The 13,744-nt window shown below is 60.2% G+C and carries 11 protein-coding genes and 3 pseudogenes; 7 read left to right on the forward strand and 7 right to left on the reverse strand.

Annotation, left to right across the window (positions count from 1 at the left end; translation table 11 throughout):
- The 3 genes and pseudogenes from JCM21793_RS23380 to JCM21793_RS00675 form a co-directional block, all read left to right on the forward strand.
- Positions 1-463: pseudogene (locus tag JCM21793_RS23380) on the forward strand (5-formyltetrahydrofolate cyclo-ligase); the annotation flags it as partial.
- A gap of 151 nt (positions 464-614) precedes the next feature.
- Positions 615-1,438 (forward strand): annotated as a pseudogene (locus JCM21793_RS23385) (TIGR00282 family metallophosphoesterase).
- Positions 1,439-1,508: 70 nt separating this feature from the next.
- Complete coding sequence (locus JCM21793_RS00675; RefSeq protein ID WP_007007095.1) at positions 1,509-2,276, forward strand: TerC family protein; 768 nt, start codon at positions 1,509-1,511, stop codon at positions 2,274-2,276.
- Between the two features lie 6 nt (positions 2,277-2,282).
- Here JCM21793_RS00675 and JCM21793_RS00680 read toward each other — a convergent pair whose 3' ends face one another.
- Positions 2,283-3,095: an MBL fold metallo-hydrolase gene (locus JCM21793_RS00680; RefSeq protein WP_025029142.1), complete on the reverse strand. Its 813-nt coding sequence runs from the start codon at positions 3,093-3,095 to the stop codon at positions 2,283-2,285.
- A 150-nt stretch (positions 3,096-3,245) separates the two neighbouring features.
- Here JCM21793_RS00680 and JCM21793_RS00685 point away from each other — a divergent pair, with 150 nt between their 5' ends.
- Both JCM21793_RS00685 and JCM21793_RS00690 read left to right on the forward strand, forming a co-directional pair.
- The gene (locus JCM21793_RS00685; RefSeq protein ID WP_007007093.1) at positions 3,246-3,995 is read left to right on the forward strand and encodes a YebC/PmpR family DNA-binding transcriptional regulator; all 750 of its coding nucleotides are present in this window, start codon (positions 3,246-3,248) and stop codon (positions 3,993-3,995) included.
- Positions 3,996-4,162: 167 nt separating this feature from the next.
- Positions 4,163-4,462 carry an Rdx family protein gene (locus tag JCM21793_RS00690; protein WP_025029143.1) on the forward strand — a complete coding sequence of 100 codons (300 nt, stop codon included), beginning with the start codon at positions 4,163-4,165 and terminating at the stop codon, positions 4,460-4,462.
- A 37-nt stretch (positions 4,463-4,499) separates the two neighbouring features.
- Here JCM21793_RS00690 and rpmE read toward each other — a convergent pair whose 3' ends face one another.
- Positions 4,500-4,721, reverse strand: a complete 222-nt coding sequence (gene rpmE / locus JCM21793_RS00695; RefSeq protein ID WP_007007091.1) for a 50S ribosomal protein L31 — start codon at positions 4,719-4,721, stop codon at positions 4,500-4,502.
- A 205-nt stretch (positions 4,722-4,926) separates the two neighbouring features.
- Between rpmE and JCM21793_RS00700 the strand changes: the two genes are divergently transcribed.
- Positions 4,927-6,732 (forward strand): ABC transporter transmembrane domain-containing protein, encoded by a 1,806-nt coding sequence (locus tag JCM21793_RS00700; protein ID WP_025029144.1) that lies wholly within the window; start codon positions 4,927-4,929, stop codon positions 6,730-6,732.
- 171 nt (positions 6,733-6,903) lie between these two features.
- Positions 6,904-7,938, forward strand: a complete 1,035-nt coding sequence (locus JCM21793_RS00705; RefSeq protein ID WP_162175203.1) for a PD-(D/E)XK nuclease family protein — start codon at positions 6,904-6,906, stop codon at positions 7,936-7,938.
- 9 nt (positions 7,939-7,947) lie between these two features.
- On the opposite strand, the pseudogene JCM21793_RS23390 reads toward JCM21793_RS00705, so the two are convergent.
- The 5 genes and pseudogenes from JCM21793_RS23390 to JCM21793_RS00730 all read right to left on the reverse strand — a co-directional run bounded on the left by JCM21793_RS23390 (position 7,948) and on the right by JCM21793_RS00730 (position 13,743).
- Positions 7,948-8,635: pseudogene (locus JCM21793_RS23390) on the reverse strand (nitroreductase family protein).
- A 79-nt stretch (positions 8,636-8,714) separates the two neighbouring features.
- Complete coding sequence (locus tag JCM21793_RS00715) at positions 8,715-9,395, reverse strand: GntR family transcriptional regulator (RefSeq protein ID WP_025029146.1); 681 nt, start codon at positions 9,393-9,395, stop codon at positions 8,715-8,717.
- Positions 9,396-9,436: 41 nt separating this feature from the next.
- Positions 9,437-11,092 carry an FAD-binding dehydrogenase gene (locus JCM21793_RS00720; protein ID WP_025029147.1) on the reverse strand — a complete coding sequence of 552 codons (1,656 nt, stop codon included), beginning with the start codon at positions 11,090-11,092 and terminating at the stop codon, positions 9,437-9,439.
- A gap of 80 nt (positions 11,093-11,172) precedes the next feature.
- Positions 11,173-12,657, reverse strand: coding sequence for a carboxypeptidase M32 (locus JCM21793_RS00725; protein ID WP_025029148.1), 1,485 nt, complete (start codon positions 12,655-12,657; stop codon positions 11,173-11,175).
- Between the two features lie 54 nt (positions 12,658-12,711).
- Positions 12,712-13,743, reverse strand: a complete 1,032-nt coding sequence (locus tag JCM21793_RS00730) for a peptidoglycan -binding protein (RefSeq protein WP_007007084.1) — start codon at positions 13,741-13,743, stop codon at positions 12,712-12,714.
- Between the last annotated feature and the right edge of the window lies 1 nt (position 13,744).

Genomic DNA, 13,744 nt, shown 5'->3' on the forward strand with positions numbered 1-13,744 from the left:
CGCTGGCGCCGTCGCCGGGGGGCGTGGTCTCCGGTTTCTGGCCGATGCGCTCTGAAATGGATGTGCGTCCGCTGATGACCGCACTTGCCGCATGTGGTGCACGCATCGCGCTGCCGGCCATTCTCGATAAAACCACCATCGTCTTCCGCGAATACCTGCCGATGCGCCGATGATCGATATGGGGTTCGGTACTATGGGACCGGGCGAGGGCACGGCGGTGCTCGATCCCGATGTGATGCTGGTGCCGCTCGCGGCCTTCGATGCACGCGGCCATCGCATCGGCTATGGAGCGGGCTATTACGATCGCGCCATAGCGCGACTGAAGGCAAAGGGCCTCGCGCCGCGCCTGATCGGCATCGCCTTTGACTGCCAGGAGGTCGAGCATGTGCCCGACGAGGCGCATGACCAGCCACTGTCGGAAATCCTTACCGAGGCGGGCCTGCGGCGTTTCAATGGCGGGTAGGGGCATTTGCGCTTTTCAACAGTGCCAGACTTGTTCTAGATCGCCGTGCGTCCATCCGGACGCACAAAGGACGATCTAGACTATCAATTGAGCATCGGAATAATCCGAAAACCGGATTCCACTTTTAGGTCCGATGCTCTAGAAGCGGCGCATGAGATTTTTGTTTCTTGGCGATATGGTCGGCCGCGCGGGCCGCACGGCGGTCTGGGAAAAGCTCCCCGGCCTGATTTCCGATTTCCGGCTGGATTTCGTGGTGGTGAATGGCGAGAACGCCGCAGGCGGTTTCGGCATCACCGAAGAGATTTTCCGGGCTACGCTTGATGCCGGCGCCGATGTGGTGACGACAGGCAATCACGTTTGGGATCAGCGCGAGGCGCTGACCTTCGCCCCGCGCGAGGAGCGCTTCCTGCGGCCGGCGAATTTTCCCAAGGGCACGCCGGGCCGCGGTTCGGGTGTCTACATGGCGAAGAATGGCGCGCGGGTTCTTGTCTCCAACATCATGGGCCGGGTCTTCATGCATCCCGAACTCGACGATCCGTTCGCCTGCGTGGAGGATGTGCTGGCCGCCTGTCCGCTGGGCGATCAGGCCGATGCGTCATTCTCGATTTTCATGCCGAAGCAACGTCCGAGAAGATGTGTTTCGGTCACTTCGTCGATGGGCGGGCGAGCCTCGTCGTGGGCACGCACACGCACCAGCCGACGGCGGATCACCAGATCCTCAACGGCGGGACTGGCTATCTCTCCGATGCCGGGATGTGCGGCGACTACGATTCCTCGCTTGGCATGGACAAGGAAGAACCGCTGAACCGTTTCACCGCAAAAGTGCCCAAGGGGCGCTTCGAGGCGGCATCCGGCCCTGCCACGATTTGCGGCGTCGGGCTGGAGATTTCCGACCGTACCGGACTTTGCGAGAAGATTGCCCCATTGCGCCTCGGGCCCCGGCTTGAGGAAACCGTTCCCGCCTTCTGGCGTTGACGCTGGGCGCGTGCACGCATAACTCTGCGAAACGCTATATTTTGAACAATTGCCAGCGAGGGGTGCTGCAATGGAATGGCTTGCCGGTCACTTCGAGTTTGTCTCCAATCCGGAAGCCTGGGTCGCGCTTGTGACCCTGGTGGTGCTTGAGATCGTTCTCGGCATCGACAATCTGATCTTTATCTCCATCCTCACGAACAAGCTGCCCAAGGAGCAGCAGGCACGGGCGCGGCGCATCGGCATCAGCGGAGCGCTGATCCTGCGGCTCGCGTTGCTTGGCACCATCTCCATCATCGTACAGCTCACCGAACCGGTGTTCGAACTGTTCGGCCACGGTTTCTCGTGGCGCGACCTGATCCTGATTGCCGGTGGCCTCTTCCTCGTCTGGAAGGCCACGAAGGAGATTCACCATTCGGTCGATCCCGACGATGGCAAGGAGAACATGATGGGCAAGGTCACGATGACAGCTGGTGCTGCCATCGTTCAGATCCTGCTTCTCGATCTGGTCTTCTCGGTCGATTCCATCATCACCGCCGTCGGCATGACCGATGAGATCGCGATCATGTTCATTGCCGTCATCTCGGCCGTGACCGTGATGCTGATAGCTGCCGAACCGCTGTCGCGCTTCATTGCGGCCAACCCGACTGTGGTCATGTTGGCGCTCGCTTTCCTGCTGATGATCGGCATGACGCTTATCGCAGACGGCATGGGCTTTCATGTGCCCAAGGGCTACATCTACGCCGCCATGGGCTTCTCGGCGCTGGTCGAGGGGCTCAACATGCTGGCTCGGCGCAAGCGGGCGCGTGACAAGGCGCTGGCAGAAGGTTCGGCCGAATAGGTACGGCTAAACGCCGTCCAGGATGACGATGGTCGGTCGCCGTGGCAGGTTGTCAAGCGCCACGGTGATCGTCCGTCCCTCGCGGAAATCCAGCTCGAAACCACCGCCCATCCGGCTTGTGAAGGCGCTGAGCGGCGTGGAGTGCCGGTGCATTGGCAGGATGACGGACGAGGAAAGCCGGCGCGCGATTTCGCTCATGCCGTCGAGCGAGAGCGTCAGTCCGCCATCGACGGGCACCATCACCACGTCGAGCCTGCCGATTGCCGCATAGTCACTGTCGTCGAGCCTGTGGTGCAGGTGTCCCAGATGGCCAATGCACAGGCCGGCAACCTCGAAGATGAAGATGAAGATGGAGTTGGCGTCCGGCTCCATCGTGCCATAGCGGTGGATGTCGGTCGTCACATTGCGGATATAGACGTCTTCCACGAGAAGTGAATGCCGCGCCGGCCCGCCTTCCGGGTTCCAGCCCGGCAGCACATGCTCGATGGCCGGGTCGGGATTGCGGGTGAAATGCGTGCCATGCGCCTTGTTCATGGTGACGACACGCGGCACCGGACTGGCGCCATGGGCGCCCGAGAAATCGGTGGCGATGGTCACGCCGGCGGGCGTCTCGATGATATAGGTGGAGTGTCCCGCATAGGTGATGTCAACCGGTTCGGCGCTTGCAGCGGTTGGGGTGGCGAACGCGGCGTAGATCACGCCGGGCGTGGCCTGCGCCATGGCAAGGCAGGTGCTTGGCCGCTCGGTTTGCGCCCAGGCGGCGGCAAGTGGTGCGAGCAGAAATGTCAGTAAGCTTGCGGTCAGTCGGAAGGCACTCATCTGCTTCTCCCGTGTGAGCAGGGGGCGATGGTACGGCAAAGCGCGGCAACGCGCCACGTTTGGCCGCCGGCGGTTCTGGACGTTGGCCGGCATTTTCACTATAAGGCGGCGTTATTCCGTTGCATTCAAAAGACCGTGAGAAGGAGCCCCATGGCCGGTCATTCCCAATTCAAGAACATCATGCACCGCAAGGGCCGGCAGGATGCCGTTCGCTCGAAGATGTTTTCCAAACTGGCGCGCGAAATCACCGTCGCTGCCAAGATGGGACTGCCCGACCCGGCGATGAACCCGCGCCTGCGCCTGGCCATCCAGAACGCCAAGGCCCAGTCCATGCCGAAGGACAACATTGAGCGCGCCATCAAGAAGGCGGCAGGCGGCGATGCGGAGAACTATGACGAGGTGCGCTATGAGGGCTACGGCCCGGGCGGCGTCGCCGTGATCGTCGAGGCGCTGACCGACAACCGCAACCGCTCTGCCTCCAACATTCGCGCTGCCTTCACCAAGGCCGGTGGGTCGCTTGGCGAGACTGGCTCGGTGGCCTTCATGTTCGACCGCGTCGGAGAGATCATCTATCCGACCGACAAGGGCGATGCCGACACCGTGATGGAAGCCGCCATCGAGGCCGGTGCCGAGGATGTCCAGTCGGATGAGAACGGCCATGTCATCACCTGTGCCTTCGAGGATATTGGCGACGTCACAGCGGCGCTGGAAGCCTCGCTGGGCGAGGCCGAATCCGTCAAGGCGATCTGGCGTCCGCAGACCGGAACGCCTGTCGATGAAGAGCGTGCGCAGTCGATCCTCAAACTGGTTGCCACGCTTGAAGACGACGATGACGTGCAGAACGTCTACGCCAATTTCGAGGTGGATGACGAAACGCTCGCAAAGCTCAGCGCGGCCTGACTGCGCTTCTGCCGGGCATGGGTGTCCGGCAGAACCCGCTGGCGAATGGCTGGACCGCTTCAGCGTTTCGAGGAATCGACAATGCGGTCTGACTGCTTGTTTTCACGCAATTCCGGACGGAAAACCGGTCTCCACTTTTCCTGGAATTGCTATAGGGACGGGGTGGCATGAAAGAGCATCGCGTCGCGATTACCTATTGCACCCAGTGCCAGTGGCTCCTCCGGTCCGCGTGGCTCGCGCAGGAGCTTCTCTCCACCTTTTCCACAGAGCTTTCGGAAGTGGCGCTGCGTCCGGGCACGGGCGGCGTTTTCGAGGTCACCTGCAACGGCATCCTCATATGGGAGCGCAAGCATGACGGCGGCTTTCCGGACGCCAAGACGCTCAAACAGCGCGTGCGCGACGTGATCGACCCGGAGCGCGATCTTGGACACATCGACAAGCAGGCAACAAAAAACCCGCCCTCGTGAGGCGGGTTTTCTGCAATTTCCGTAGCGATAGGGCGGCTTAGATGCCGAGGCCCTGGTAACGCTGCTTGAACTTCGACACGCGGCCACCGCGGTCCATCAGCGACTGCTGACCGCCGGTCCAGGCCGGGTGCGTGGACGGGTCGATGTCGAGCTGAAGCGTATCGCCTTCCTTGCCCCAGGTGGAGCGCGTCTCGTACTCGGTGCCGTCCGTCATGACGACCTTGATCGTGTGATAGTCGGGATGAATATCGGCTTTCATCGGCTTGTCCTGAATTTGGTCGGGGTAACAATCCACTCCGCACTTGCGGCAATTGCACCCATCCTGAAAACTTGAAGCCGTGGCCAAGGAAGGCTACGGCTTCGGAATTGGTTGGCGAGCCTATACATCAGGTCCGGCGACAAGACAAGAGTTGAGCGGCGTACAAATTGCCGCTCTCGGGCATGGTGTGAAAAAGGGAAAGCCAATGGCGCGCACACAAACGGCGTCGGATGAGAGGCAACAGGCAGCGAAGCGGCGGTCTCTCAAGCCGCTCAGGCGCCTTCTGCCCTATGTCGGTCGCTATCGCGGTCTTGCTGCCTGCGCTGGATTTTTCCTCGTCATCGCGGCCATTGCAACGCTCACGCTTCCGCTCGCCGTGCGCCGCATGATCGATCACGGTTTTTCGGAATCGGATTCGATCTTCATTGCCAATTACTTCTCCATGCTGATTGTGGTGGCAGCCGTACTGGCCGTTGCCTCGGCGGGCCGCTATTTCTTCGTCATCACACTTGGCGAGCGTGTTGTCAGCGACCTCCGGCGCGATGTGTTCGACCATGTGACGCGCCTGTCTCCGGGTTTTTTCGACACGGTTCAGTCGGGCGAGATTGTCTCGCGCATCTCCGCCGATGCGACGCAGGTCAAATCCGCCGTGGGTGCCACAATCTCCCAGGCGCTGCGCAATGTGATCATGGGGCTGGGGGCCGTCGGCATGATGGTCGTCACGAGCCCGCGGCTTTCGCTGCTCGTCGTGGCGGCGATCCCCGTCATCGTGCTGCCACTGGTGGCCTTTGGGCGCTCCGTTCGCCAGCGGTCGCGGTTTGCGCAGGACACGCTGGCCGATGCCACGGCCTATGCGGGCGAGCAGATCGGTGCGATGCGGACGCTGCAGGCCTTTACGGGCGAAGCTGAGGCAAGGGGGAAGTTTTCCGAGGCGATAGAGACGGCGTTTGCGGCGGCGCGGTCTTCCATCTTTGCGCGATCCTTTCTCACCTTCTTTGCCATTTTCATGACCTTCAGCTCGGTCGTGGCCGTGTTGTGGTTCGGTTCGCGTGATGTGCTGTCGGGTGCGATGTCACCGGGCACGCTTGGACAGTTCCTGCTCTATTCGGTGCTTGCGGCAGGCGCGCTGGGTGCTTTGTCCGAAGTCTGGGGCGAACTTTCGCAGGCTGCCGGTGCGGCGGAGCGCATGAGCGAGCTTCTGGCCGAAGAACCGGTCATCACCGCACCAGCCAATCCGGTCGCCTTGCCCGACGCTGCACGTGGGGCCGTAGCCTTCGAGGATGTGTCTTTTGCCTATCCGACCCGGCCGGACCGGTCGGCCATTCACGGTCTTGCATTTTCTGTGGAGCCGGGTGAAACGGTCGCCATTGTCGGTCCGTCAGGCGCTGGCAAGACCACACTCTTCTCGCTGCTCCTGCGGTATTACGATCCCGATTCCGGCTTGATCCGGGTGGACGGCGTCGACGCGCGCAAGGCCGATCCGCGGGCCCTGCGGGGCCGTATGGCAATCGTTCCGCAGGATGTCACCATTTTTGCCGCCAGTGCGGCGGAGAACATTGCCTTTGGCCGGCCGGACGCCACACGTGCCGAAGTCGAGGCCGCAGCCAAAGCCGCACTGGCGCATGACTTCATCAGCGAACTGGCAAACGGGTACGACACACCGGTGGGCGAGCGCGGTGTCACCCTGTCGGGCGGTCAGCGTCAGCGCATGGCCATTGCGCGCGCGATATTGCGCGATGCGCCGATCCTGCTTCTCGACGAAGCGACATCGGCGCTCGATTCGCAAAGCGAGACACTGGTGCAGCAGGCGCTGGAGCATCTGATGAAGGGACGTACCACGCTTGTCATCGCGCACCGGCTGTCGACGGTGCTGAAAGCCGACCGCATTCTCGTGATGGATGGAGGGCGCATTGTTGAAGAAGGCACACATGCCGAGCTCGTGGCGGCAGGAGGCGTCTATGCACAGCTTGCAAGCCTGCAGTTCAATGCCTTTGGGGAGGCTGCGGAGTAGGGAGGGGGTCAAGGAATGAATTTGAGCATCGATCTAAATATTGAGGACCATTTCACGTTTCTGAAGGATGACCTGTTATTCAACTTATCATTGTCTTCCAGGGAATTATTCCACTCGAACTTTCTCGCGTGGCTTTTTCGCAATTATCCAACGTCTCTTAGCTTTTTCGGTTTGTCTGACTTTGAAGGCTTATCCGTATTTCGGGAGAAAAATAATATAGATATTACTATATTTAAAAATGACGAACCAATTTTAATTATTGAGAATAAGATTAAGGATATTGTTAAAATCGATCAACTTAAACACTATTCGGAAAAAATACAGGGTAGGAATGTTCGTAGATTTGTCATTTCTATTGCTGACCCACTCGATTGTAAGGGTGTTTTAAATGAAATAGGATGGGAATGTAAACAATATAAAGAATTATCTAAATATATTATCAATTGGGCTTATAATAATTCTTCTATTATTAAAGAAAGTCACTATTTTTATATAAAAGAATACGCTGAGATGATTTTTCATCTTGGCTCTATTGGGGATGAGTATTTTAGATTAAAAGAATCAGGTGAAAAATACTGGTTTTGCGATTGGGGCGTCTTCGAAAAGCTGGATCGTATAGGATTTGGTCAAACACTCAAGAAGTACCAGGCGTCTGCGTTCCGTCAGGAAATATCAAATTTTCTGAGAGAAGAGCGATATAACGTGTTTGATGGTATCAATGATAATTTAGAAAACTATGTCAATGTCTGGTCTGGCCTGTTCAACAGTACACCATGTGTCACGTTTGAACCCCGCTTGGGTGGGGCGAGCAATATCGTATTGGAGATACAGGTTCAGGGTGGCCAATATCGCCATATCATTGTGAACAAAAACAAGAATAAGAGCCTAAAGTGCTCGTCGGATGAAAAAACGCTTGAAGTATTAAGAGGTATGCATGCCGCCGAGTGGTTATTCGGTTCCGAAGTAAAGAGCGAACACGGAAATAAGTATTTTCAAATTTCGTGCGCGAATGGAACGCAGGATCGTATATCAACATCCATGAGGAAACGGCTTTGCAGATATGGCGATGAGACAGTTTACCAGTATCTGAATATTTCGGCAGGCGGGGAGGCAGATGATCAGAGTCCGGTGCCGAAACTCAAAAAGTGGATTTTGCGAGATGTAGAGACCGCTTTTCGGATATTGAAGAAAATTCGGTCTCTATGACGCCATCCTTCAAATAAAAGTCGCGATCTCCTCCAGCGGCTTCTTTTCCATCGCATGTTCGGGAATCGTTGCCCCCTCTTTCGGATAGCCGACGACCATCAAAATATAGGGCTTGTCGTGCGGGTCGCGGCCGCACAGTTCGTTGAGAAAGCTCATCGGGTTGGGCGTGTGGGTCAGTGTTGCGAGACCCGCCCTGTGCAGCGCGGCGATGAGAAATCCGGTGGCGATGCTGACCGATTCGGGCACATAGTAATTCTTGCGCTTCACGCCATCGGCAGAGCGGCTGCGGCGCTCGCCGAACACGCAGATCAGCCAGGGCGCCTCTTCCAGAAACGGTTTGCTCGCATCCGTGCCGAGCGGCGCCAGCGCCTGCAGCCATTCTTCGCCGGCGCGGCCTTCATAAAACGCCTTTTCCTCGACTTCGGCTGCTTCGCGGATCTGTTTTTTCACGGCAGGGTCGCCGATCACGGCGAAGTGCCAGCTGATGATTTGCGCCGTTGGGTGCCGTGCCTGCAGCCCTGATGCAGGTCTCGATGATGTCGCGCGGGACGGGCCGGGAGGAAAAGTCGCGCACCGTATGCCGGGTGCGGATCTCGTCGTAGAAGGCCTGCGCCCGCCTGCGCATCTCGTCAAGCGGAAGCTCCTGGTAGTCCGGCAGGGGTACGGGACGGTATTCCTGAACTGGCTGCGTGCTCATACGAACATCTTCTCCCGATTGTCTTATATTATTGTCGGACAATTCAACGTTCTGGTTTCTGCGTCAAGTCTTGCCCGGCTTAATCAGACCGGGTGGTGGAGACCTGCGCGAAATGGTCGTCGGGCAGCGACTGGATCAGGGTTCTTGCGTTTTCGATATGGCCGAGCATCGCTGCTTCCGCGCCGGATGCATCATTGGCCTTTACGCATTCAGTCAGACGCTGGTGCTGCCGGTTGGTTTCAAACACCTGTTGCCTGTCCACCAGAATACGGAACTGCAGCCAATAGAGCGAGTTGGAGAGCCTCGTAAGTGTCTCGTTCAGAAGCGGGTTGTTCGCCGTCTCCCGAAACAGGCGGTGAAAGCGGGCGTTCAGCTCCGAGAACCGGTTCATGTCGCCCGCTTCTGCGGCGGTGTCCAGGCCGTGCTGAATGTCGATCAGGGAAGCGGGTGCCCGGTGAAGCGCGGGAAGGGCGAGTTTCACCGCGAGCGCTTCCAGTGCGCCACGCACCTGAAACAGATTGTCCACCTCGGGGCGTGAGAGCTGCCGCACGGCAACGCCGCGATGGGGTTCAGCCGAGAGGAGCCCGTCCGCAGTCAGACGGCGAAAGGCTTCGCGCAGGGAGGAGCGTGAGACGCCGAGCCGGCTGGTAAAATCACTCTCGGTCAGCCGCTGGCCGGGCACGAGCCGCCCGGTGCGCACGGCCTCTGTCACAGCGGTGGCAACGATCTCCACGGTGGATCGGGAATCGGTCTCTTCCATTGGGAGACAGTGTGCCGGGAGCGACCGTCTGGCAAGCCTGTTCAGCGGCCGGCGGCGTGGCGTCCGGCGTTGCGGCCGGAAAAGATGCAGCCGCCCAGGAAGGTGCCTTCCAGTGCGTTGTAACCGTGATAGCCGCCACCGCCGAAGCCCGCCACCTCTCCGGCGGCGTAGAGACCGGGGATGGGCTCGCCGTCCGCATTCAGCACCTGGCTGTCGAGATTGGTGTGCAGTCCACCCAGTGTCTTGCGGGTGAGGATGTGCAGCCGCACCGCGATCAGCGGCCCGCTGGCGGGATCAAGAATCCTGTGCGGTCGGGCTGTCCGCACCAGCCTGTCACCGAGATAGGCGCGTGCACCGCGAATGGCGGTCACCTGTGCGTCCTTGGAAAAGGCGTTGCCGATCTCGCGGTCGCGCGCGTCGATCTGCGCCTTGAGCCGGTCATGATCGATCAGCGGTTTGCCTGCGAGCGTGTTCATGGCTTCCACCAGTGATTTCAGATCGTCGCGGACGATGAAATCCTCACCTTTCTCCTTGAACGCTTCAACCGGTGGTGGCGCGCCCTTGCCGCGGCGGCTTTTCAAGACCTCGATCCAGCGCTTCGACGTCAGGTCCGGATTCTGCTCGGAGCCAGAGAGAGCGAACTCCTTCTCGATGATCTTCTGGGTCAGCACGAACCAGGAATAGTCGTAGCCGGTCCCAAGAATGTGCTTCAGCGTGGAGAGCGTGTCGAAACCCGGCATGCAGGGCGCGGGAAGGCGGTTGCCTTCGGCATCGAACCAGAGCGAAGAAGGGCCGGGAAGAATGCGAATGCCGTGATCGGGCCAGATTGGCGCCCAGTTCTTCACGCCTTCCGTATAGTGCCACATGCGATCGGTGTTGATGGTGGCCGCACCCGATTTTCGGGCAATGCCGATCATGCGGCCGTCGACATGATGCGGGACGCCGGCGATCATTGTCTTCGGTGCGGGGCCGAGCCGTTTCGTCGGCCAGTTTCTGCGCACCAGGTCCAGATTGCCGCCAATGCCGCCGGAGGCGACGATCACGGCATCGGCAGTGAACTCGAAATCGCCGACGATGTCGCGTCCTGACTTTTGACCGCGCTCCACCGTCGAAGGTTCCAGGATTTCGCCCGCCACGCCGGAGATCGCGCCCTTCCGGCGTACAAGGCGGCTTGCCTGATGGCGAAACTTCATTGCAATGCGGCCGGTTTTGGCATGGGCGAGAATGCGCCTGGCGAAAGGCTCCACCACACCGGGGCCGGTTCCCCACGTGATGTGAAAGCGGGGTACCGAATTGCCGTGACCATCGGCGAGGCTGCCGCCACGTTCCGCCCAGCCCACCACTGGGAACCAGCGCATGCCCATGGCATGGAGCCATGGACGCATCTCGCCGGCGGCAAAGTCGATATAGGCTTCGGCCACCCTGCGGGGCCAGAAATCTTCTTCACGGTCGAACTGCGCCGAGCCCATCCAGTCCTGCAGGGCGAGTTCGCGGCTATCGGCGATGCGCATCCGCCGCTGTTCGGGACTATCGACGAAGAAGAGCCCGCCCAGCGACCAGAAGGCCTGGCCACCGAGCCCGTTTTCGCCTTCCTGTTCAAGCAGTGCAACGCGCTTGCCGACGTCGGCCAGTTCGGCTGCCGCTACCAGTCCGGCGAGGCCGGCGCCGACGACGATCGCATCGAATTGATCAGCCATGTCACCTCCCAAAGCGGCCGATGGCGAGTGTCGGCTGCTTTGGTGGGATGAGCAAGTGCGATTGAGCGCAGCCCCGGTGCCTATGCGCCGTAGCGCTGTTCCAGATGCCTTGTGAAATGCGCCGCATTGAGCGGCTCGCCGGTCGCCTGTTCGATCAGGTCCGGCGTGGAGAGCCGGGAGGCCTGCGACCAGATCTTTTCGCGCCGCCATGCGTTCACCGCCTCGAACTGGCCCCGGGCGAACTGCTCGTTCACATCTGGAATATCCTTCTCGATCGCCGACCACTGCTGCGCGGCGATCATGGCGCCGAGCGTGTAGGAGGGGAAATAACCGAAGGCGGCGGAGGGCCAGTGGACATCCTGCATCGGCCCATCCTGCGGCGTGTCGATCGTTGACAGGCCAAGATAGGCTTTCATCTTTTCGTCCCAGGCTTCCGGCAGATCGCGGGCTTCGAGCCTGTCGGCGATCAGGTCCTGTTCCAATTCGAAGCGCAGGATGACATGCAGCGGATAGGTCACTTCGTCCGCATCAACACGGATCAGCCCGCGCTCGACATGGTGTACATGGGCGAGGATCTCGTCTTTCGACCATTTTTCGCCGAGATGCTTCTCCACCACCGGCAGCGCCCATTCCCAGAAAGCCGGGTTGCGGCCGATCTGTTTTTCGACAAACAGGCTCTGGCTTTCGTGCATCGCCATGCCCCGCGCCCTGCCGAGCGGCCAGTGCGCCCATTCGTGCGGCAGGTTCTGCTCATAGAGCGCGTGGCCGGTTTCATGCAGGATGCCCATCAGCGAAGAGAGAAACTCGTCGGTGCGATAGCGCGTGGTGATGCGCACATCGGTCGGAACGCCGCCGCAAAACGGGTGGTGCGAGACAGAGAGGCTGCCGCGTGTCAGGTCGAAACCGACCGCCGCCATCATCGCCAGTCCAAGCTCGCGCTGCCGCTCGACCGGGTAATTTCCCGACAGCGGGCGCAGCGGATTCTTCGCCCGCTTCTTTTTCTGGATTTCCAGCGCGTTTGGGACGAAATCAACCAGAAACGCCTTCAAATTCTCGAAAACGGGAGCGATTTCCGCCGTTCTGTTGCCGGGGTCGAACTGCTCCATTAGCGCATCATACGGGTCGAGGCCGAGCACGTCGGAGCGACGCGCAGCCTCTTCCCTCGCCATCTCGATAACGCCTTCGAGTGCTGGCAGGAAGCCGGCCCAATCGCCCTTCGGGCGCGCCTCGCGCCAAAGCTGTTCGCAGCGCATGCGAGTGCGGGTCTGGCGTTCCACGAAGTCCGAGGGCAGGCAGGTGAGGTTGATGTAGTGGCGGCGGAATTCCGCGACTGCCGTTTTCTGATCGGCGTTCAGGTCTTCCTGCCCGGCCGCCTCGATCCAGTCGGCGATTTCGGGTGCGGTCGCCTGACGATGCGCCATGCCGGCCAGCGTGGACATGGCCTCGGCACGTGCTTCGCCACCGCCGGGCGCCATATGCGTTGCCTCATCCGCACCGAGGATTGCCAGCGCATGGTCGAGCGCTTCCAGCCTGTGGCCAAGGTCATCGAGTTTCTGGAAGGACATGAAGCTCCTCATACGCATGGAAGGAGAGCAGGGACAGCCCTGCAGAAGGAAAGATCAACGCTCGGTAAGCTTCAGCTCGATGCGGCGGTTGCGGGCACGGGCTTCGGCGGTGTCTTCGGTGTCGAGCGGCTGATATTCGCCGAAGCCGGCGGCAACGAGCCGGTTCGCCGGCACGCCGTTTTCGATCAGGAACTTGACGACGGCCGTGGCGCGCGCGGTTGAAAGCTCCCAGTTGTCGCGGAAGCGTCCGGTGCCGGAAAGCGGCACGTCATCCGTATGGCCGTCGACGCGCAGAACCCAGTTGATTTCGGGCGGGATTTCTTTCTGCAGCTCGAGAATGGCGTCTGCCAGCTTGCGCATTTCCTCGCGGCCATTGGGATTGATCTCCGTGGCGCCGGAGGGGAACAGAACTTCCGACTGGAACACGAAACGGTCACCAACGATGCGAATGTTTTCGCGGTCGGAGAGGATTTCGCGCAGACGGCCGAAGAAGTCGGAGCGATAGCGGTTCAGTTCCTGAACGCGCTGGGCCAGCGCCACGTTGAGGCGGCGCCCGAGATCGGCGATCTTGGTGCGGGATTCGCGGTCGCGCTCTTCAGAAACCTCAAGGGCGGCTTCCAGCGCGCCGATCTGTTTGCGCAGCGCTGAAATCTGCTGGTTCAGAAGCTCCACCTGCGACAGAGCGCGCTGACTGACCTGACGTTCTTCATCAAGGGCGCCGGAAAGTTCACCGATCCGGGCTTCGGCCTGCTCGCTCTGGCCGCTGCCGCTTGCCAGAATCTGTTCCAGCCGCGAGCGGTCGGCGCGAATGTCCTCGAGCGAAGCGCGCAGGTTGGCGATGGTGTCTTCGGCATCCTGGCTGTTGGCCTGCTCAAGAGCAAGAAGCTGCGTCAACTCGTTGATCTGCGCATTCAGCCGGTCGAGCACGGCATCCTTGCCGGTGATTTCCTGGCTGAGGAAATACTGCGCCAGAACGAAGACGGAGAGCAGGAACATGATGGCGAGCAGCAGCGTCGCCATGGCATCCACGAAACCCGGCCAGTAATCGACCCGCCGGTCTGTGCGGCGTGCGCGGGCAAGCGCCATG

This window comes from Nitratireductor aquibiodomus NL21 = JCM 21793 (genome assembly GCF_000615975.1).
Lineage (GTDB): Bacteria > Pseudomonadota > Alphaproteobacteria > Rhizobiales > Rhizobiaceae > Nitratireductor > Nitratireductor aquibiodomus.